This window comes from Plantibacter sp. RU18 (assembly GCF_050613355.1).
In the GTDB taxonomy this organism is placed as follows: Bacteria; Actinomycetota; Actinomycetes; order Actinomycetales; family Microbacteriaceae; genus Plantibacter.
In genome coordinates this window covers 3,944,912-3,964,067 of record NZ_CP159618.1, presented here as the reverse complement: position 1 = coordinate 3,964,067, position 19,156 = coordinate 3,944,912, and the positions used below count along the sequence as shown (strand labels likewise).

Sequence of the window (19,156 nt, the reverse complement as noted above, 5' to 3'; positions counted from 1 at the left end):
ACACCCATCGTTCCGGGCTTTTGCCCTGAACTGGGGGTCGTCAGGCCAGTAGATTGCGGAGCGACCGCGCGACGTTCGGCCAGGAGTATCGATCCTCGAGATCACGATACGCATGGGGATCTCCCGGCCGTTCCCAGGCATCGTCGATGGCGATGCCGAGGTCCGCTGGCGTCGCGAGCGGGTTGACGAAATGGGCGACCGTGCCGACCGTCTCACGGAACACCGGGATGTCGCTCACCAGCAACGGCGCGCCGAACCGCGCAGCCTCGATGGGGGGCAGCCCGAAGCCTTCGTCGAGCGAGAGGTTTGTGACGAGGGACGCGTGCGCGTACAACCAGGCGAGCTCGGCGTCCGTGACGTGCCCCAGGAAGCGGGCCTCTCCGCGTTCGACGGCCGCGGTCGCAGCCGCGGTGAGCGCGGTCTCGACACCGGAGTGGAGCGTGCCGCCCACGACGAGCAACGGACGTTCGGGGGTGATGGACTCGGCGAACGCCGCACCTTCGATCGAGGCGGTCAGGTTCTTGCGGATGTTCAGGCGCCCAACGGTCACCGCGAAGGCATCGAGACCTTCCGCGCCGCTCGGACGATGCTGCTCGAGCGAATCCAGGTCGTTGCCGACCGACAGCCCGACTGCTGCCGCATCTCCGAGCCGCGGGTTCAGGCGCCGCATGCGGTCGGCTTCCGTGGTGGTCGACGTCGCGAGCTGTGTCGCGCGGCGAGCGAGCACCGGCATGAGGGAGAAGTACAGGCGTTCCGCGCGGCTGAACCATTCGGGATGCTCTTGGAACATCACGTCGTGGATGAACGTTAGGTTGCGGCGACGCAACGGCGCGTAATTGTGGGCGACGGTCACGTCGGCGTCGATCCTCCGGGCGAGCCTCGGCAGTTCGATCGCGTTGGAGATCGCCTGTGGCCACAGGCGCGTTTCCACTACCGAGACGCCGTCGGGAAGGTCGGCAGGGGCCGTGTCGGTGTGCTTGCGCCGGATGGCCACGACGAGTTCGTCCTCGGGGTGGACCGCCCGCCAGGCCGTGATCATCTCGCGCTGCACGGTTCGGTTCGCAGCTGGACCGTCCACCCACCAGTAGCCGTCGAAAAGGACTTTCACAGCTTCGCCTTCCCGTCGGTCGCCATATACTACCGCCAGTCGGCCGTCCTCCCGAGTCGCCGACGCGGAGGTGTGTGCGTGAACCGGAACTACCGCGGCGCGGGGTTGGCGATCGTTGTGGTCGACTACGGATCGTCGGCGTTGCTCGCAGAGAACCTCGTCGCCGTCGAGGTGGAGCTGCCTGAAGCGGTGTTCGTCGTCGTCCACAATCCCACGACCACCGCTGAGCGCCTTGCCGTCGATGAACTGGGCGCGCAGCGCGGGTGGACCCTCGTGCATCCCGACCACAACCTGGGGTTCGGTGGGGGAGTGAACCTCGGTGTCGGGAAGGTGCTCGCCGACTCAGCGATCACCGAGATCATGCTGTTGAACCCGGATGCGACCATCGATGCACCGTCGACCACGCTCCTCGTCGAGCGCGTGCGCAACGACAATGCCGCGCTGGTCGGGCCGATGATCCGGCGACCGGACGGACGCCCCTGGTCGAGCGGTCACCTGCTCTCGCTCGGCTCCGGAGTGATGCGCTCCCTGTCCAGCCCTGAGCCGGCCGATGACGCCGGTCCGTGGATGCCCTGGTTGAGCGGTGCCTGTCTGGTGCTGAGCACCGAGCTGTGGCGGCGCGTCGCCGGTTTCGACCACCAGTACTTTCTGTACTGGGAGGACGTCGACCTCAGCAAACGGGTACTCGACGCCGGCGGGTCTATCGTCTTCGTGGCCGACGCGCTCGCCGTCCACGACGAGGGCGGCACTCATGACGACGGCTCAGGCGGGAGCCGGGCGAAGTCGCCGACCTATTACTACTACAACATCCTCAACCGCCTACGCTTCGCAGCGATCCATCTCGATGTCGTTCGACGCCGGCACTGGGTGCGCACCTCGCCGCGCGCCTCCTGGCAGATCCTCCTACGCGGCGGTCGTCGCCAGTTCGTCCACCCCGTCGCGCCGCTCGGAGCGGCCTGGCGAGGGCATCGTGACGGATGCGCGCTGGTGAAGCACGCAGCGGCGCCGCCAGAGCCGTATGGTGGGCACAACACCGGGACTGACCCGTCGAGGGCCGAAGAGGAGCACGCATGACCCCCGTGGTACGCCGCAGATGGATCATCGGAGTGATCGCCGCACTCGCGGCCATCGCGATCGTCGTCGTGGTCCTGTTCGTCGTCCGTCCAGGAGGTTCCCCTGTCGCGGGCGGAAGCGCCACCGCCACGGTCACGCCGACCATTGCCCCGTCGCCGACCTCGAGCCCCACCGATGCGGGTGCCGGAGCAGTCCTCCCGGAGTTCCCGGCGACCGCGCTCGACCAGCCGGCCGCGGCTCCTAACGGCCTCACCGCATCGATCGTCTCGCTGGAGAGCGTCGAGGGTGAAGCGATCGGCGCGGGTGATGTCGGGGGCCCGGCCATCCGAGTCACCGTGCGCCTGACCAACGGCACCCAGGAAGCGTTCGACACGTCCCTGACCGTCGTCAACGGCTACTCCGGCGCCGAACGAAATCCCGCCGGCACACTGGCGAAACCCGGAGGGAAGCCGTTCAGTGGCAGCATCGACCCGGGTGCATCCCAGGACGCGGTGTTCCTCTTCACCATCCCCGAAGACGCCCGGGGCGATGTGACCATCACGGTGGACTACCAGGCCGGACAGCCCGCGTTCGTGTTCCAAGGCGACGCGACAACACCGTTCTGAGCTCCTCGTAGCCTTCCAGGGGCCTGTACCCGTGCTCGTCTGATGTTGCCACCTGTTCCGGTGGCACCCTCTTTGGGGGTGAACTGTCTCTTGGCCCGGCCCCCGAGCGAGCCATAGTATCCACCTTGGGTACACGCAGTTCGGGTTGTTGTGTTTCCGCTAACGAGTCGTGCATTGTTACGGATTACGAGGAACCACATTGTCCAGCCTGCCTGCCTTCCGCGGTGCGTCCGAAGACGTTGCTGCTCCCGCCTTCCGGCGACTCGGTCGAGTCGTCCTGACCGCGCTCGCGACGGCCGCCGTCATCGCAGGGACACTCGTCTCGCTCCAGACCGCCGCCGTCGCAGCGGAGCCGGCCGCAGCTGCGACCCCGCTCCCGACCACGGTGGCTGCGGACGCACTTCCGACCGCGCAGATGGACGGTGTGGCCTGGGGCCAGGCCGTCGCAGGTAACACCGTCTTCGTCGGCGGTGACTTCGCGAAGGCCCGTCCCGCCGGGGCCGCGGCCGGCGTCAACACGGTCGACCGCAAGAACCTCATGGCGTACACGATCTCGACCGGAGTCATGACGTCGTGGAACCCCACGGCGAACGCGCCTGTCAACAGCATGGCCGTGTCTCCTGACGGCTCACGCCTCTACGTCGGCGGGAACTTCACCTCGATCAACGGAGTGACCCGCAACCGTGTCGCAGCGTTCGACACGGCCACCGGAGCGTTGATCACGACCTTCGCTCCGGTCGTCAACGGCAAGGTGATGTCCGTCAAGGCGACGAACTCGACGGTCTACATCGGCGGTGAGTTCACGAGCGTCGGCGGGGCGACCCGCACGAAGGTCGCCGCAGTCAGCGCAGGGACGGGAGCGCTGCTGCCCTTCACCGTCGACCTCCAGGGTGGCTGGGGCGTCCGCGCGCTCGTCGTGTCCCCGGACGGCGGCAAGGTCGTCATCGGCGGTTCGTTCACGTCCACCAACGGCTCGACGAGCCCCGGCCGCGGCCTGTCAGCGGTCGATGCTTCCTCCGGAGCCACTCTGCCGTTCGGTGTCAACAGCGTGGTGCACAACGGCGGCGAGAACTCCGCTATCTACTCGCTGGCGTCCGACGGCACGTCGGTGTACGGCACCGGCTACGACTTCGGCGGCGACAAGACGCTCGATGACTTCGAGGGCACCTTCAAGGCGTCCTGGGCGGACGGATCTCTGCAGTGGTTGGCGGACTGCCACGGCGACACCTACTCGGTCGACGTGGTGAAGGACATCGTCTACACCGCGAGCCACGCGCACTACTGCGGCAACATCGGCGCTTTCCCGCAGCCGGACCCGTGGGTGTTCCACCACTCGCTGGCCTTCAGCCCGAACGCGACCGGCACGATCACCCCCGACATCTACGGATACCGCAGCTTCGCGGGCAACCCCTCGCCGTCGCTGCTCCAGTGGTACCCCACGTGGCAGACAGGCACGAAGACGCAGCTGTATCAGGCCGGCTGGAGCGTGGTCGGCGCAGGCGACTACGTCCTGTACGCGGGAGAGTTCCTCGGCGTGTCCGGCGCCAAGCAGCAGGGCCTCGTCCGATTCGCAACGCGCGACAAGGCTCCGAACAAGCGCGCTCCAGAGGTCTGGGGGGACACCTGGAAGCTCAACGCACTGTCCTTCCGGGCCGGCCAGGTCCGTCTCAGCTGGCCCGCCAACTACGATCCTGACGATGCGACGCTGACCTACCAGATCTTCCGTCAGGACAAGGGCACCTCCGTCCCGATCTACACGACGACCGAGACGTCCAACTTCTGGACGCAGCCGGCCATGACGTTCACCGATACGAACGTAACTGCCGGACAGACGTACAATTACCGGGTCAAGGCGATCGACCCGTGGGGGAACTCGACGCAGACGAGTACCTGGGTTCCGGCGACGGCGACCGGTGGCAACACCTTCAGTTCGTACAACGGCAGCGTTCTCGACGCTTCGCCGACGAACTATTGGCCCCTCGGCGAATCCTCGGGCACCAGCGCATACGACTGGGCCTCCGGGAGCGACCTCACGGTGAACTCGCCGTCCGCACGCGCAGTGGTCGGCCCGAACGTGGCTCAGGCCAACACGGCGACCTCCTTCGCAGGCACCTCGTCGTCGTTCGCAGCCACGTCCCCGTCGCAGACCGCTCCCAACACCTTCACGGTCGAAGCGTGGTTCAAGACGACTAGCTCGCAGGGCGGCAAGATCATCGGCTTCGGTAACTCGAAGACGGGGAACTCCGGCAGCTATGACCGTCAGGTCTATCTCGACAACTCCGGTCGTGTGGTGTTCGGTGTCCACCCGGGCGGAGTTCGGACGGTGCAGTCTGCCGCTGGTCTCAACGACGGGCAGTGGCACTATGTGGTCGCCTCGCTCGGCGCGGACGGCATGACCCTCTCGCTCGACGGGAAGAAGGTGGCGACGCGCACCGACACGACATCAGGGCAGGACTACAGCGGCTACTGGCGTGTCGGCGGCGACAACCTCGGCGGCTGGCCGAATGTCGGATCCTCGTACCTCAACGGCAGCATCTCGGACGTCGCGGTGTACCCCACCGTGCTGAACCGGGACACCATCAACAGCCACTGGGTGGCCTCCGGTCGCACGTCGACCGTTCCCACTGCGCCCGCGGACACTTACGGCCAGGCCGTGTTCGGCCTCGATCCCGACATCTACTGGCGACTCAATGAGTCGAACGGACAGGCGGCGGCCGACTCCGGTCCCTTCGGCAACAACGGAACCTACTGGGGCGATGTCGCCAAGCAGACGGCGGGTGCGCTCTCCGGCGTGACCGACAAGGCTGCGACGTTCTCACAGAACGGCAACTCCGGAGTCGGCAGCAACCAGCCCTTCAGCAACCCACGGACCTATGCCCTGGAGACCTGGTTCAAAACGGACACGACGAGCGGCGGAAAGCTCATCGGTTTCGGAAACCAGTCGATCAATGGAACGTCCAACAACTACGACCGGCACGTCTACATGACGCCGGACGGCAAGCTGAACTTCGGCGTGTACACGGGGAACACCATCATCGTGTCCTCCTCAGCGGCCTACAACGACAACGCCTGGCACCACGTCGTGGCTGAACAGTCGAGCTCGGGCATGCAGCTCTACGTGGACGGCGCCCTCGTGGGTTCCGGTACCGAGACGAACGCTCAGGACTACTCCGGCTACTGGCGCATCGGTGGCGACAGCACGTGGGGCGGCGACAACTGGTTCCGCGGCTCCATGGACGAGGTCGCCGTCTACCCGCGGACGCTGACCGCCGCGCAGGTGAGCGAGCACTTCTCCCTCGGCTCAATCGGCCGCGTGAACGTCGTGCCGACGGCCGCGTTCACCGCGACGCCGAACGGCCTCAGTGCTGCGTTCGACGCGTCCACGTCGTCCGACAGCGACGGTACGATCGCGAGCTACGCCTGGGACTTCGGAGACAACACGTCCGGCTCCGGCGCCACGGCTACCCACACCTACTCGGCTGCGGGCAGCTACACGGTGAAGCTCACCGTGACCGACGACCTGGGCGCGACCGCGACCCGGAGCGAGCAGCTGACGGTCGTGGCTCCCAATGTGTTGCCGACCGCCATCTTCTCGGCCGTCATCGCCAACCTGACGCTCTCCGTCGACGCATCATCGTCGACGGACCCGGACGGGACGATCGCGAGCTACGCGTGGAACTTCGGTGACGGCACGAGCGGGATCGGCGCTACGGCGACGCACATGTACGCCGCCGCCGGCACGTTCGACGTGACGCTGACGGTCACGGACAACCGCGGCGGGTCGTCGACCACGTCGCAGCAGGTGACGTCGGCTCTGCCGCCGAACCAGCTCCCCACAGCTGCCTTCACGCAGTCGGTGAACCAGTTGGTCGTGTCCCTCGACGCCTCCGGATCGGCAGACTCCGACGGCTCGATCACCGGGTATGCCTGGGACTTCGGAGACTCCACGTCCGGCACCGGTCGGACGGCATCGCACACCTACACCGCCGCCGGCACGTACACCATCACCCTCACGGTGACGGACAACCGCGGTGGCACCGCGATCGTCTCGCGCCAGGTCACGGTCGCTCCCGCGCCCAACATTGCACCGACCGCCTCGTTCACCTCCTCGGTGAACCAGCTCGTCGGCTCGTTCGACGGTTCGGCCTCGACCGACCCCGATGGCACGGTCGTGTCCTACGGGTGGGTGTTCGGAGACGGCACCGCCGGAACCGGAGTCACCGCGCAGCACACGTATGCCGCTGCCGGTACGTTCTCTGTGGTACTGACCGTCACCGACAATCGCGGCGCGACCGCGACCACCACCCGCACGATCACAGTCGCATCAGCACCAACCTCGACCGTGCTCGCACAGGACGACTTCGAGCGCACCGCAGCGAGTGGTTGGGGCTCTGCTCCGGTGGGCGGCGCCTGGTCCCTGCAGGGTGCCGCGACCACCTACAGCGTCGGCGACGGCTCAGGGATCGTGAACTTCGCGAAGCTCGACACTCGTGCGGCTCGCCTCGGCGCTAAGTTCGATGACGCGATCACGACAGCCTCCTTCTCGGTGGACCGCACCGGGCCGGGCTACTACGTGGCGGTGATCGGCCGCCAGGTCGGTTCTAACGCGTACACCGCTCGCGTCCGATGGGAGGCGAACGGGCAGGTCCGTCTGTTCCTGCTCAAGAACGAGACGCAGATCGTCGACTCGAAGCTGCTCGACATCGTGTACGCACCGGGAGATCGTCTGACGATCTCGATCAAGGCCTCCGGGACGAGTCCAACGACGCTGGGCGCGAAGGTCTGGAAGACTGGCACGACGGAGCCGATCGCTTGGCAGTTGAGCGGGACCGACGCTGACCCGTTGATGCAGGCGACCGGCCAGATCGGTCTGATCTCCTACCTGTCGAACTCGTCGGCTTCGGCCACTGCGAAGCTCCGGATCGAGCAGTTCACGTCTGTGGCATCGGCCGGTGCGCCGGTTACTCCGGTCACGCCGCCGGCGCCTCCGGCCAACGTGAACCCGATCTCTACGTTCACGATGTCGGCGGCGGACCTGACGGTCACCTTCGACGGTTCGTCGAGTACGGACAGCGATGGCACGATCGCGTCGTACGCCTGGAACTTCGGCGACGGTGCGACGGCGACGGGGGCGATCACGACGCACCCCTACGCCGCACCAGGCGCCTACCCGGTGACGCTCACCGTCACGGACAACAGCGGCGGGACGCACACCAGTCAGCAGACAGCGACTGTGGCCGCACCACTGCCGCCCGTCTTGCCGCCGGTCGATCCGCCGGTGGACCCGCCCGTGGAGCCTCCGGTAGAGCCTCCAGTGGTCGACGAGCCCGTTGCGGTCGACGACTTCGACAACCGTCAGACGACCAACGGCTGGGGCACTGCCGAGGAAGGCGGGGCATGGACGACGACGGGTCCTGCTTCGAGCTACAGTGTCGCTGACGGAGTCGGAAAGATCACTGCTGGGGCAACGGAGACACGCAGCGCGGTGCTTGCCGGAGTTTCTGTCCAGGACGCACTCGTGGAGACGACGTTCTCCGTCGACAAGGCACCGGTGGGCGGTGCGAACACGGTGACGATCGCCGGGCGGAAGATCGGCAATTCGGTCTACTCCGCGCGTGTGCGTCTGGATGCTGCGGGACTCATCCGGGTCTACATCCTCCGTGACGAAACGCCCCTCGCCGACAGCCTCGTGCTGCCGGGAGGCGCCTACGTGGCCGGCCAGAAGATCCACGTCACGCTGTCCGTGTCGGGCGTCGGTCCGACGACGGTGCAGACCAAGGTGTGGCGTGATGCCGAGGCGGAGCCGGCGACGTGGCAGCTGAGCGCGACGGACGCGACGGTGCCGATGCAGGCACCAGGCGCTGTCGGCGTGATCACGTACGTCAGCGGCGCCAACACGAACGGGGCGACGACCCTGTCCGTGGATTCGTTCAAGGTCACGGGAGAATAGGTAGGGTGACCCTCCCCCACTTGAGCATCCTTGTCGCCTCCGAGCTTCGTACCGAGGAATATGCATCTCGGTACGAAGCCGGAGCGGCGCCCGATCGTGCACCGTACGGTGCCAACCACGTTCCAGGGGGCTGGCACTTCAGCGTCCTCGGGGGAGGGCGTCCTGACGGCTTCGCGGCTCGTATCTAGAGACTCTCGAAGCGCGTCCTCGTGTTCGACGTCGGGCAGACGCTCCTCCACCTTCGCGACCTGAGGCGGTCCGAGTACGTGTACTGCCACAGTGAGGTCGAGTACCTCGGCGCCGGCCTCGTCTTTCGCCTCCTGCGCATCACGCGACCGATCCTGGTCGGCCAGACGATCTGGTTGTTCGCCGAGTGGCCGAAGCATCCGCGTTGGTTGCAGCGTCTCATGAGGTTCGCGTTGGGGAGGGTGGACCTGTTCGTCGCCAACGCCAAACCCAATGCGGAGGCCGGCCGCGCGCTCGTGCCTCGCGGGCAGCATCGGTACGTGCCGTTCGGTGTGTCCACCGTGTTTGCTGCGGGGCCGGAGGTGGAGACACTCGATCAGGTGCCTCGGTTGCTCTCGGTCGGCAACGACCGGGCCCGGGACTGGCGCACGCTCGAAGCCGCACACCGGATCCTCGGTGGGCCGTCACTGCGGATCGCGTCCAACAAGAACGTCATGTCCGGCGACGCTGCAGTCGAGACGCGCCCTACCACGACGGTGACCGAACTCGTAGCCCTGTACCGCGCCGCCGAGGTCACCGTGGTGAGCGTGTCTCCGAACCTCCACGCGAGCGGGATCACGACCCTGCTCGAACTCGCTGCAGCCGGTGGCGCCGCGGTAGCGACCCGGGCCGGCGGACTCGACGAGTATTTCACCGACGACGAGGTAGTGTTCGTCTCGCCCAGCGATCCTGAGGCGCTCGCAACCGCGATCTCCGCGCTGCTGGACGACCCCGTCGAACGCCGAGAGCGGTCGGAGCGACTCGCAGCCGCGTTCCACGACCGGCAGTACACCACTGCCGCCTACTGGAGGCGTGTCACCGAGGCTCTCGAACAGTTGCCGTCCCGGTTCCGAGACGCCTGATCCGGAGCGCGTAGGGCACGATCTGGCAGGCCGTGACGGCGGCCGCGTTGCCGAGCATCGGACCGACGGCGCCGAGCGTCGGCGTCAGGAGGAAGGCGAGCGCCACCGAGTTCGCTGCCATGAGGAGCGTCGGAGCCACCTGGAATCGGACGCCCGCCGTGTCCATCATGAACATGCCCAGCGGATAGAGAGCCGCCTGCGCGGCGACCATCGCGCCGAACGCGAGGATGATCTCGACGGGGACCTCGATCTTGCCGCCAGAGATGAAGCCGAACACCCATGGTCCGACAATCAGCATGCCGGCGGTGAAGAGGAGTACCCCGCCCGCGAAGCACGCCGCCATGATGAACGGTCCTGTGGTCCGGTGGCCGCTCGCTCGAGCTTTCGCGTACCGCGGCCACAGCGTGAGTCCGGCAGCACTGACAAGCCCCTGCAGGGCGAAGAAGAATTGTCCGGCCATCGCGTACTGAGCCAGGGAGGCTGCGGAGACGAACTGCGCGAGGACGAACCGCTGCGACTGCATCGAAAGAGGCGTCGCGAGGAGCTGTGCCAACATCGGCCAGCCCATGTCCATCACTCGGACTCCAGGGTACCTGCGGACGAACGGGATCCGTCGGGCTGCCGTCCCGAGGAGCGGGCTGGTGAATCGGCGAGCGAGGAGGAAGCCCGTCAGCGCGACGCCGGCGGCCGCGAGCAGCGACCCCACGGCAAGGTACGGATGCAGCGTGTCGGGACCGATGGTGAGCATCAGCCAGATCAGGAGGAGGGTCAGCGGGGACTGGACGCCCTGGATCATGATGATGATGTGGTTCCGCTGCAGACCGAGCAGGATCCGCGTCCAGATGCCGAGCGGGATGCTGCAGCAGAAGACGGCGATGGCGAGGAATGCCGCGAGTGATGAACCCGGGATGTCGCCGGCGTCGCCGAGGAACGCCGGCCACACGCCAGCCAAGAGGAAGACCGTGTTCACCGTCATCAGAACGGCCGCGAACGAGAGCATGATCCTGCCCACGGTCGTCACCTGCGCGGTGAGTCCTGGATCGTTCCGTGGATGATCGGTCGTGGCGATGCGGTTCACGAGGACGGCGCCGGAGCCGAGGTCGGCGAAGGCGACGAGTCCGGGAAGGGCGACGACGAGCGTGTAGAGCGCGTATTCGTGCACGCCGGCATCGGCGATGATCAGGCGCGTCGTCGTAAGCCCACAGATGAGCGCGATGAGCATGGTGACGGCTTTGGCGCCGACTGATTTGAAGGTGTTCAAGAAACAGGTCCAAGCATGGCGTGAGGTCGGGGAGGGCGCGATGGATCGAGGTCCTCAGGTGGTGACGTCGGGCGGGCGGCCGGCACTCGACTGATCAGGATGACCGCGATGAACAGGGTCATCGTGACCAGGGAGCTGGGGAGAGGGCTGAAGAACAGGTCCCACACCGTGCGGATGCCAAGGAACAGCTCCAAGCCGCTGATCCGACGGTCAGTCAGCCGTGTCGAGACGCCGAACAAGGCGAAACCGACTGTGATGAGCAGCCAGATGAGCCCGACGACACCGAACAGGATCCAGACGTCACCGATGATCGAGTGGACCTCGAAGCCCGGGGAGAACATGTAGCGCTCGACGTATCCGTTGTTGGGGTCGTACCCGAGCGAGCTCATACCCGACTTGGCGACCAGCACGTCGGTCATCGACGGCGCGGTCCCGGAGCCATATCCGCTGGGCTGATGGAGGAGGAGCGACACCGTTGCACCGAGCTCTGGACGGCCTCCGAGGATGAGCGAGCCGGACGCCTCGATCTGCGCCTCCGAGCGCTGCTCCGTGCTCGTCCCGAGGTAGCCCTCCAGAATGGCCGCCTGCGCGAGGAGGAACACGAGGTAGCCGACGATCGCCATTCGGCCCAGCGCCCACCAGGCGTGCGCTCGACCGCGGGCGACCGGAATGCGCTGCATCGTCACGATCGCTGCGGCCATGAGGAACATGGCTGCCGCAGATCTGGAGTCGTTCGCAGCGCTGACCAGGCTGAGCGCCGTGAGCAGTGCGATGTCCACCCAACGGTGCCCGAAGGCCCATGCGAGACCGAGGACGAAGATGGCGATCGGCACCGACAGTCCGAACTTCCACGGATTCGTGGCGAAGGACGCCCCGAACGGGAGCGCGAAGATCATGCCCGCTCCGTAGAACGAGGCGACCAAAGGTGTGCCGAGAATGGTCCGCGCCCAGAGTAACGCCCCGACGAACAGGAGCACGCCGGCGATCCGGGCAGAGTTCATTGTGCTGAGGTAGCTCGACACCTCATGGCCCCCGGCAGCGAAACCGGTGAGGAGTAGGCCGGACAGGATGGCCAGCACTCCGAGGATGAGGACGGCGGCAGCGCCCTGGTAACGCCGGACGTTGCCCAGCCAGAGCGGAGCGATGATCGCACTCGCCGCAGCAGCGAACAGAATGTCGTCGTAACGGGGGTACCGCATTCCGATGGCGACGCACAGGGCGGCGGCCACAGCCCACTCAACTGCCTTGCGACCCCGATCCGGGTCGGCCGCGGGGCGGCTCGCCCACGCGGGGCGCGGTCGTCCCCGGAGCGTCGTTGGGATGATGACCATCGATCAGCGGCCGAGGCGCTCGGCGACGGCCCGGCGGACGCTCGATGCTGATTCGACCTCCGAGGTGTAGTACTTGCTGTTCCGGTCCCCGCGCTTCACCCGGTTGAGCACGACGCCGACGAGCTCGGCACGTGCGCCTTCCACCGCAGCGACGGCTTTCGCGAGGTGACGGTGCCGCGTGAACCGCTCGCGCACGACGATGAGCATGCCGTCGGCCATGTTCCCGAGCCAGAGCGAGTCCGTCACGGTGATGATCGGTGCGGAGTCGATGACGACCAGGTCGTACCCGGAGGAGGCTTGCTCCAGGAGCAGGCGCATGCTGGACGAGCTCAGCAGCTGGCTGGGATTGGGCGGAGTCGTCCCTGCCGTGAGCACGTCGAGGGTCTCGGAACCCCACGACTGCACGGCGTCCTGGAGGTCGTACTGGCCGAGAAGCACCGAGGTCAGGCCCACGGTGCCGTCGAGCTGCGTGTATGAGGCGACGGTCGGGTGGCGGAGGTCGGCGTCGATGAGCAGCACCCGTTGGCCGGCCTCGGCGTGCTGCTGGGCCAGACCGATGGCAACGGAGCTCTTCCCCTCGTCGGGTTGCGCGGAGGTCACGACGACCGATCGGATCGGACGGTCGATGCTGGCGAATCTGAGGTTCGCCGAAAGGGTGCGGAAGGATTCGGCGACGAGACCCTGGGGGTTGGTGCGCAACGACACGAGGACCGGGGCGCCCCGCCGGGCCTCCGAGATCTCGCCGAGGATGGGGGCGGTGGTGTCGTGTGCGACGTCGGACGCGTCGGTGATGCGTGTGGACAGGGCTCGCCGGACGAAGGCGAACACGATTCCGAGTAGTAGGGCGATGGCCCCGCCGACCGCGGCGTAGAGCGTCGAACTCGGTGAGAACTGGACGGTGGGCAAGGCTGCTGAGTTGATGCTCGTCAGCCGCACCGTGGGGTTGTCCTGATCGTCCTGAGGCGACACCCCGGCGACGGCGCTCGACAGCGACGCGACGACCGCGTCGTTGATCTGCTGGGCGCGCTCCGGCTCGGAGTCGACGACCGAGATCTCGATGATGGCCGTGTTCAGCGGGGAGTCCGCGGAGACGGACTTGCTGAGTCGCGCCACCGTGGTGTCGAGGTCCAGTTCGTCGACGACCGGCTGAAGGACGAGGTTGGACTCGGCGAGCAGCGCGTACGTCTGGACGAGGCTCTGGATGTAGTTCGAGCCCTGGGCGAGTTCAGAGGTGCTCTCACCGCGCTCGGCCGACAGCAGCACGCTGCTCGTGGAGCGGAAGAGCGGCACCTGGGTCTTCGCGACGACGTAGCCCGACGCGAACCCGACAAGGACCAGGACGGCGATGACTACCCAGTACTTGCGAAGGGTCTGGACATACTCGTGCAGTGTCATTTCGGGTCCCCCGTGGTCAAGGATGAACGGTCGGGTCGATGGGACCGTCCCGCTGCGTTGGTATACTCTAGGCGGTTCTCAGGAGGCCAGAGTGACGAATGTTTCACCCGGCGTTCTCGCCGTCTGCCGCGCGAACGTCTGCCGTTCGCCGCTCGCCGGTTTCCGTCTGCAGGGCGAGCTGCCTGCCGCCTTCAGGCTGGAATCTCTGTCCGTCGCGAGCGCCGGCACCGAGACGGTCGACGGCGCGAAGATCTGCGCTGAGGTGTACCGGCGGCTGATGCCTGCGGGCGGCGCTGCCTTCGCCGCACAGCATGTCGCGTCGCAGCTCGACGAGGAGGCGATCGCAAAGGCTCAGTTGATCCTGACGATGACGGCGACCGCTCGCGGCAGTGTCGGCGCGATCACGCCATCCGCCAGAGCGAAGACCTTCACGCTCGTCGAAGCAGTCGGTCTGCTCGAACTGCAGCCGTCGGTGCCGGAACTGGACGCGATCGCCGCATCCGACGATCGTGTCGCCGCCGTCGCAGGAGTCTTGAACAGCCGTCGCGGCCTCATGTCGGACGGAGGCCCGAAGGCGAGTCGCTCGACGCGCCGGGCGACCGCCGGGCTGGCCATCCTCGACGCCCACACCGATCGCGGGGCACGACACGGCGACGTGCTCCAAGCCGTCGACGAATACACCGCCGTGCTCGTGGGACACATCGAACGGCTCGTGTCGCTCGCCGCTCGCTGAAGGCATCACGACTTCCGTCCGAAGCGGATGCGGAGCCGACGCACGGCCATCGCCGGGAAGTACCTCGCTCGATAGGTGGCGATGAAGCGTTTCGCCGCGGCCGTCGATGGGAAGAGTCCGCGTTCGACCCAGAACTGCGAGACGGCGGCCACGCCGGCCCGGTCCATCCGTGCCAGTGCAGTGCGATGGACGGCCATCGTGGTCGCGGACCCGGTGCGAGCGTCGTCGAGGACCGCCTGGACCTGTCGGCCGGAACGATGGCGTGGCCACACCGTCGGGCTTTCGAGCGGATCCCCGGACACGACATCCCCGAGGGCTTCACCGTCGGCGAGGCGCGAGGCGGTGTAGAGGAAGAACTCGGTGAGTCCGGCGCTCTCGAACTCTGCGGAGAAGCCCTGTGGATGACGTGACCCCACGGTTCCGACGAGGGACCGCACGGCTTCCGTCGACAAGAGGAAAGGCGTCGCGGTCGACGTGAATCCGCCGACGAGCGGGTCAGGGTCGAGTCCGGCGTATGCGATGACGGTGCGCAGTTGCGGCAGGAGTGGGTGGTGTTCGTAGGAGTGCACTCCGCCGAGCGGTCGACCATCATCCGTGAAAAGCTCCCGGATCGCCGTGGGAGAGATGAAGACGGTCTTCGCATCGAGGACGAGGTACCAGTCGGTGGCGATACGGTCGGCGATCAACAGCTTCAAGGCCTGTTGCACTCGCCAGCCACTCGCTGCGACGGGGTCTGCGAGGAGTTCTGATGGGCGGACGATGTCGAGCTTGAGCGCGAGGCTGCCGTATGCCTCCGTCAGCCTGCGCCGGGCGCGAGGGCGGAGCCCGGCGACGGTGTTGTCGATGACGACGATCGAGTCAACGATCTCGGGAGCGACGTACCGCGCGATCGACCGCGCCTGCAGTCGCAGAAGCTCGAGTTCCGGTTCGAAGACGACCGTCACGAACGTCACGGCGACCGGTGAGGTGTTCGTGTCCACTGCGTCCGTTCGCTCCGGAATGATGGCCGTCTGAGCGGCGAGATGATGGTTCGGCCCTGTCTCGCCCACCGGATTCGGGTCGGGCGAGCGAAACAGCGGCTGTTGAACAGGTTCCAGCGTATGGCGCGACGCGAGCGCCCTGTAGCCCCAGATCAGGGGGGACAACATGCGGGGGGCGTCACCGTGCTGAATCGTTCGCCTCGGAGTGCTGTTCCTTGCCTGTGCTCGACGGCGCGGTAGGGTGCGATCATGACGTTCAACGACAACGCGGACATCAGCGGGAACAAGGTCAAGCGACGTAGTCGGACGACCGGCATCGCGGTGGGTGGTGGCGCGATCGGCGTCATCGCGATCGCGTTGATCTCGCAGTTCCTCGGCGTCGATCTCACGGGGATCCTCGGTGGTGGCACGGCCGGCGGTCAGAACGGTGAGGAGACGTTGCTCTCGGAGGAGTGCCAGACGGGCGCCGATGCGAACGCCAACGTCGACTGTCGCATGGGCGGTGCCTACTCGTCCCTCGACGCCTATTGGAGTGAAGAGCTGCCCGCGCTCGGGGTCCAGTACACGTCCCCGGCCGACTTCATCATCTTCGACCAGCAGACGAACACGGGCTGCGGGGCGGCGTCCAGCGCGACCGGACCGTTCTATTGCCCGCCGGACGCGACCATCTACATCGACACCAGCTTCTACGCCGAGCTCCGCGACCGCTTCGGCGCGTCTGGCGGCCCGCTCGCTGAGATGTACGTCGTCGCGCACGAGTGGGGTCACCACATCCAGTCACTCACCGGCATCATGGACCGCGCAGACCGCAGTGGCACCGGACCTTCGTCCGACTCCGTGCGGATCGAGATCCAGGCCGACTGCTTCGCCGGTGCCTGGGTGGCTGCGGCGTCCGACACCGAGGACGCGAAGGGCGTGGCATTCCTGAAGCCCGTCACCCAGCAGGAGATCGACGACGCGCTGAGCGCGGCGGCCGCGGTCGGCGACGACCGCATCCAGGAGGCGTCGACCGGACAGGTGAACCCCGAGGCCTGGACCCACGGTTCAGCGGAGCAGCGGCAGCGTTGGTTCATGACCGGCTATCAAAGCGGGCCCAGTGCCTGCGACACGTTCTCAGTGCCCGCCGGGCAGCTCTGACGACACCGGAATCGGTGTGGTGGCGCCGGGCGGTGCCGATCCACGCCATGCTAGAGGAGCGACTGCCCCGACAATGCCGGGAGCCGCGCGGAAGGACGTGAACACCATGGGTGAGATGTATCCCGAGATCGAGCCGTACGAGACCGGCATGCTCGACGTCGGCGACGGCCATTCCCTGTACTGGGAGACCTCCGGCAACCCGGACGGTAAGCCCGTCGTCTTCCTGCACGGCGGCCCGGGTGGCGCGACCAGCCCGACCCACCGGCGCCTCTTCGATCCGGAGCGCTACCGGATCGTCCTCGTGGACCAGCGCGGCTGCGGCAAGAGCACCCCGCATGCAAGCGACCCCGCGGCAGATCTCACGACCAATACGACCTGGCACCTCGTCGCCGACCTCGAGGTGCTGCGGAAGGCCTTGAAGATCAAGCGCTGGATGGTGTTCGGCGGCTCCTGGGGGTCGACGCTCGCCCTCGCGTACGCCCAGAAGCACACGAAGCGCGTCTCGGAGCTGATCCTCCGTGGCATCTTCACCCTGCGCGACGCCGAGCTCGACTGGTTCTACGAGGGCGGCGCATCCGCGGTCTTCCCCGACCTGTGGGAGGGATATCTGGAGCCGATCCCTGAGCAGGAACGACGCCACCTCATCGAGGCGTACCACCGACGCCTGTTCGACGAGGATCCGGCGGTCCACGGACCGGCCGCGGTCGCCTGGGCGCGCTGGGAGTCGTCGACCATCACGCTCCTCCCGCAGGAGCAGACCGTCGCCCGGTTCACCGACCCGCGTTTCGCGGTCGCGTTCGCTCGCATCGAGAACCACTTCTTCACGAACAAGGGCTGGCTCGAGCCCGGCCAGCTCATCCGCGACGCCGGAAAGCTCGCGGACGTCCCCGGCGTGATCGTGCAGGGCCGCTACGACATGTGCACCCCGGCGTTCACCGCGTGGGACCTCCACCAGGCGTGGCCGGAAGCCGACTTCACGCTCGTCCCCGACGCCGGGCACGCCTTCGACGAGCCGGGCATCCTCGCAGCGCTCATCGACGCGACGGACCGGTTCGCGAAAGGCTGAGGCGGCGCGGCCCCGTCCTGGATGGCCGTCCCGGTCCGTGAGCGTGCCGAAGGGCGCACGTCCCGGTGTGGAGGCTCTTCGACAGCCTCGGGGGGAGCAGCCCCATGACCTACGTACTACTCGGAGAAGCGAGCCCTGCGGACGGCTTTTCCGGCGGCCAGGGCGTCCCGGAGGGAGCGCCCGACCAGGCCCTCGCGGGCGAAGCCGCTGAGCAGTTCCGCCGCGAGGGCTCCGCGATCGACCTCGGGTTCCGGGCCGTCGTCGACGCCGTCGGCGGGGCCGGCGAAGCCGTCGTGTGCGAGCAGGATCGATCCCTGGTGGCAGTGGCGGACGGCGTGGGCGACGCGCTCATGCTCGCCGACGTCCTTCACGTCCCAGGCGGTGGCGGTCCAAAGCACGGTCTGCAGGCCTGCACGTTTCACGGCCATCCAGGTCTCGATGCTCTGCGCGCCGTAGGGTGGCCGGAACCACTCGATCCGCTCGCCGCTCAACTGCTCGAGCTCCCGCTTCGCCTCGAGCGTCCGGCGGTAGGCGTCCTCTTCGGAGAAGTCCGTGAGACGGACGTGGTCGCCGCCGTGCAACGCGATCTCGTGACCTTCAGCGACGATGCGGGCGAGGAGGTCGGGGTGCTGCCGCGCGCGCCCCACCAGGACGAAGAAGGTCGCCGTCGCTCCGGCCTCGGCGAGGGCGTCGAGGACGCCTGGGGTGCCGTCGGGGCTGGGGCCGTCGCCGTAGGTGATGACGACCGCGCGTTCGTCGGTCGCGACACCCACGATCGAGCCGTGGACGGGCAGCGAACCGGTGAGGCGTGCCAGCAGCGCTTGCCGAGCCTTCGTCATGTTCTGCACCACCCTGTGTGTCGATCCGTCCAACAGTACCTCCCCGTGGAGCCGATGGGGATGCGGTGTGATCGATCGCGGGTGCGACGTGCGGATCAGGCCTGGACGGCGAGCGTGGAGTCGAGTTCTCGCTGCTCCTCGAGCTGGGCGAGTGCGCGCCGCAGAGCGGTGCTCGACGTGCTCATCGTGTACGGGAAGTACACGACTTCGACGCCGACCTTGGCGAACTCCTCCTCGAGGCGGAGTCCCTCGGCGGTGCCGCGCCAGTCGTCGCCCTTGAAGAAGATGTCGAAACGGAGCGCTTCCCAGGCCTGGAGCTTGTCGTCCCAGGTTTCCTCCACGGCCTCGTCGACGAAGCCGATGTGCCGGACGATCTCGAGGCGCTCGGTGAGGGGCACGACGGGCTCGATGCGCTTGCGAGTGCGGAGAAGCTCATCCGAGACGACGCCGGCGATCAGGTAGTCGCACGCGCTCTTCGCGTGCCGCAGGATGTTCAGGTGGCCGACGTGGAAGAGGTCGAAGGCGCCGGCTGCGTAGCCGACGCGGCCGCTGCGTTCAATCATGATGAAGTTCCCCTCGTGGGTGCGTG

Annotated in this window: 14 protein-coding genes; 7 read left to right on the top strand and 7 right to left on the bottom strand. The window is 67.2% G+C overall.

Features of this window, described 5'->3' with window-relative positions; all coding sequences use genetic code 11:
- Nucleotides 1-40 precede the first annotated feature (40 nt).
- A complete protein-coding gene (locus ABMA10_RS18855; protein ID WP_431030833.1) occupies nucleotides 41-1,315 on the bottom strand; it encodes a glycosyltransferase in 1,275 nt (424 codons plus the stop codon).
- Between ABMA10_RS18855 and ABMA10_RS18850 the strand changes: the two genes are divergently transcribed.
- The 4 genes from ABMA10_RS18850 to ABMA10_RS18835 all read left to right on the top strand — a co-directional run bounded on the left by ABMA10_RS18850 (nucleotide 1,250) and on the right by ABMA10_RS18835 (nucleotide 9,825).
- Complete coding sequence (locus tag ABMA10_RS18850; protein WP_431030832.1) at nucleotides 1,250-2,182, top strand: glycosyltransferase family 2 protein; 933 nt, start codon at nucleotides 1,250-1,252, stop codon at nucleotides 2,180-2,182. The two genes, ABMA10_RS18855 and ABMA10_RS18850, sit on opposite strands and share 66 nt — an antisense overlap.
- Nucleotides 2,179-2,787, top strand: a complete 609-nt coding sequence (locus ABMA10_RS18845) for a hypothetical protein (protein WP_431030831.1) — start codon at nucleotides 2,179-2,181, stop codon at nucleotides 2,785-2,787. The genes ABMA10_RS18850 and ABMA10_RS18845 overlap by 4 nt, the downstream gene beginning before the upstream one ends.
- Before the next feature lie 199 nt (nucleotides 2,788-2,986).
- Nucleotides 2,987-8,737 carry a PKD domain-containing protein gene (locus ABMA10_RS18840; RefSeq protein WP_431030830.1) on the top strand — a complete coding sequence of 1,917 codons (5,751 nt, stop codon included), beginning with the start codon at nucleotides 2,987-2,989 and terminating at the stop codon, nucleotides 8,735-8,737.
- A gap of 209 nt (nucleotides 8,738-8,946) precedes the next feature.
- Nucleotides 8,947-9,825, top strand: a complete 879-nt coding sequence (locus ABMA10_RS18835) for a glycosyltransferase family protein (RefSeq protein WP_431030829.1) — start codon at nucleotides 8,947-8,949, stop codon at nucleotides 9,823-9,825.
- Here the strand turns inward: ABMA10_RS18835 and ABMA10_RS18830 are convergent.
- From ABMA10_RS18830 to ABMA10_RS18820, 3 genes are all read right to left on the bottom strand, one after another.
- Nucleotides 9,779-11,086 carry a lipopolysaccharide biosynthesis protein gene (locus tag ABMA10_RS18830; RefSeq protein ID WP_347869570.1) on the bottom strand — a complete coding sequence of 436 codons (1,308 nt, stop codon included), beginning with the start codon at nucleotides 11,084-11,086 and terminating at the stop codon, nucleotides 9,779-9,781. The genes ABMA10_RS18835 and ABMA10_RS18830 overlap by 47 nt on opposite strands.
- Complete coding sequence (locus ABMA10_RS18825; protein WP_347869571.1) at nucleotides 11,083-12,315, bottom strand: hypothetical protein; 1,233 nt, start codon at nucleotides 12,313-12,315, stop codon at nucleotides 11,083-11,085. The genes ABMA10_RS18830 and ABMA10_RS18825 overlap by 4 nt, the downstream gene beginning before the upstream one ends.
- Nucleotides 12,316-12,420: 105 nt before the next feature.
- On the bottom strand, nucleotides 12,421-13,812 hold the full coding sequence (locus tag ABMA10_RS18820) for a polysaccharide biosynthesis tyrosine autokinase (protein WP_347869572.1): 1,392 nt from the start codon (nucleotides 13,810-13,812) through the stop codon (nucleotides 12,421-12,423).
- Between the two features lie 91 nt (nucleotides 13,813-13,903).
- Between ABMA10_RS18820 and ABMA10_RS18815 the strand changes: the two genes are divergently transcribed.
- Nucleotides 13,904-14,545 carry a hypothetical protein gene (locus ABMA10_RS18815; RefSeq protein ID WP_347869573.1) on the top strand — a complete coding sequence of 214 codons (642 nt, stop codon included), beginning with the start codon at nucleotides 13,904-13,906 and terminating at the stop codon, nucleotides 14,543-14,545.
- Between the two features lie 5 nt (nucleotides 14,546-14,550).
- On the opposite strand, the gene ABMA10_RS18810 is transcribed toward ABMA10_RS18815, so the two are convergent.
- Nucleotides 14,551-15,525 carry a DUF6492 family protein gene (locus tag ABMA10_RS18810; RefSeq protein WP_347869574.1) on the bottom strand — a complete coding sequence of 325 codons (975 nt, stop codon included), beginning with the start codon at nucleotides 15,523-15,525 and terminating at the stop codon, nucleotides 14,551-14,553.
- 249 nt (nucleotides 15,526-15,774) lie between these two features.
- On the opposite strand from ABMA10_RS18810, the gene ypfJ reads away from it, so the two are divergent.
- Both ypfJ and pip read left to right on the top strand, forming a co-directional pair.
- The gene (gene ypfJ, locus ABMA10_RS18805) at nucleotides 15,775-16,662 is read left to right on the top strand and encodes a KPN_02809 family neutral zinc metallopeptidase (RefSeq protein ID WP_431030828.1); all 888 of its coding nucleotides are present in this window, start codon (nucleotides 15,775-15,777) and stop codon (nucleotides 16,660-16,662) included.
- Between the two features lie 106 nt (nucleotides 16,663-16,768).
- Nucleotides 16,769-17,728, top strand: a complete 960-nt coding sequence (gene pip, locus ABMA10_RS18800; RefSeq protein ID WP_347869576.1) for a prolyl aminopeptidase — start codon at nucleotides 16,769-16,771, stop codon at nucleotides 17,726-17,728.
- Nucleotides 17,729-17,844: 116 nt separating this feature from the next.
- On the opposite strand, the gene ABMA10_RS18795 is transcribed toward pip, so the two are convergent.
- A complete protein-coding gene (locus tag ABMA10_RS18795; RefSeq protein WP_347869577.1) occupies nucleotides 17,845-18,567 on the bottom strand; it encodes a polysaccharide deacetylase family protein in 723 nt (240 codons plus the stop codon).
- Between the two features lie 95 nt (nucleotides 18,568-18,662).
- Nucleotides 18,663-19,130, bottom strand: a complete 468-nt coding sequence (locus ABMA10_RS18790) for an adenylyltransferase/cytidyltransferase family protein (protein WP_347869578.1) — start codon at nucleotides 19,128-19,130, stop codon at nucleotides 18,663-18,665.
- Nucleotides 19,131-19,156: the final 26 nt, after the last annotated feature.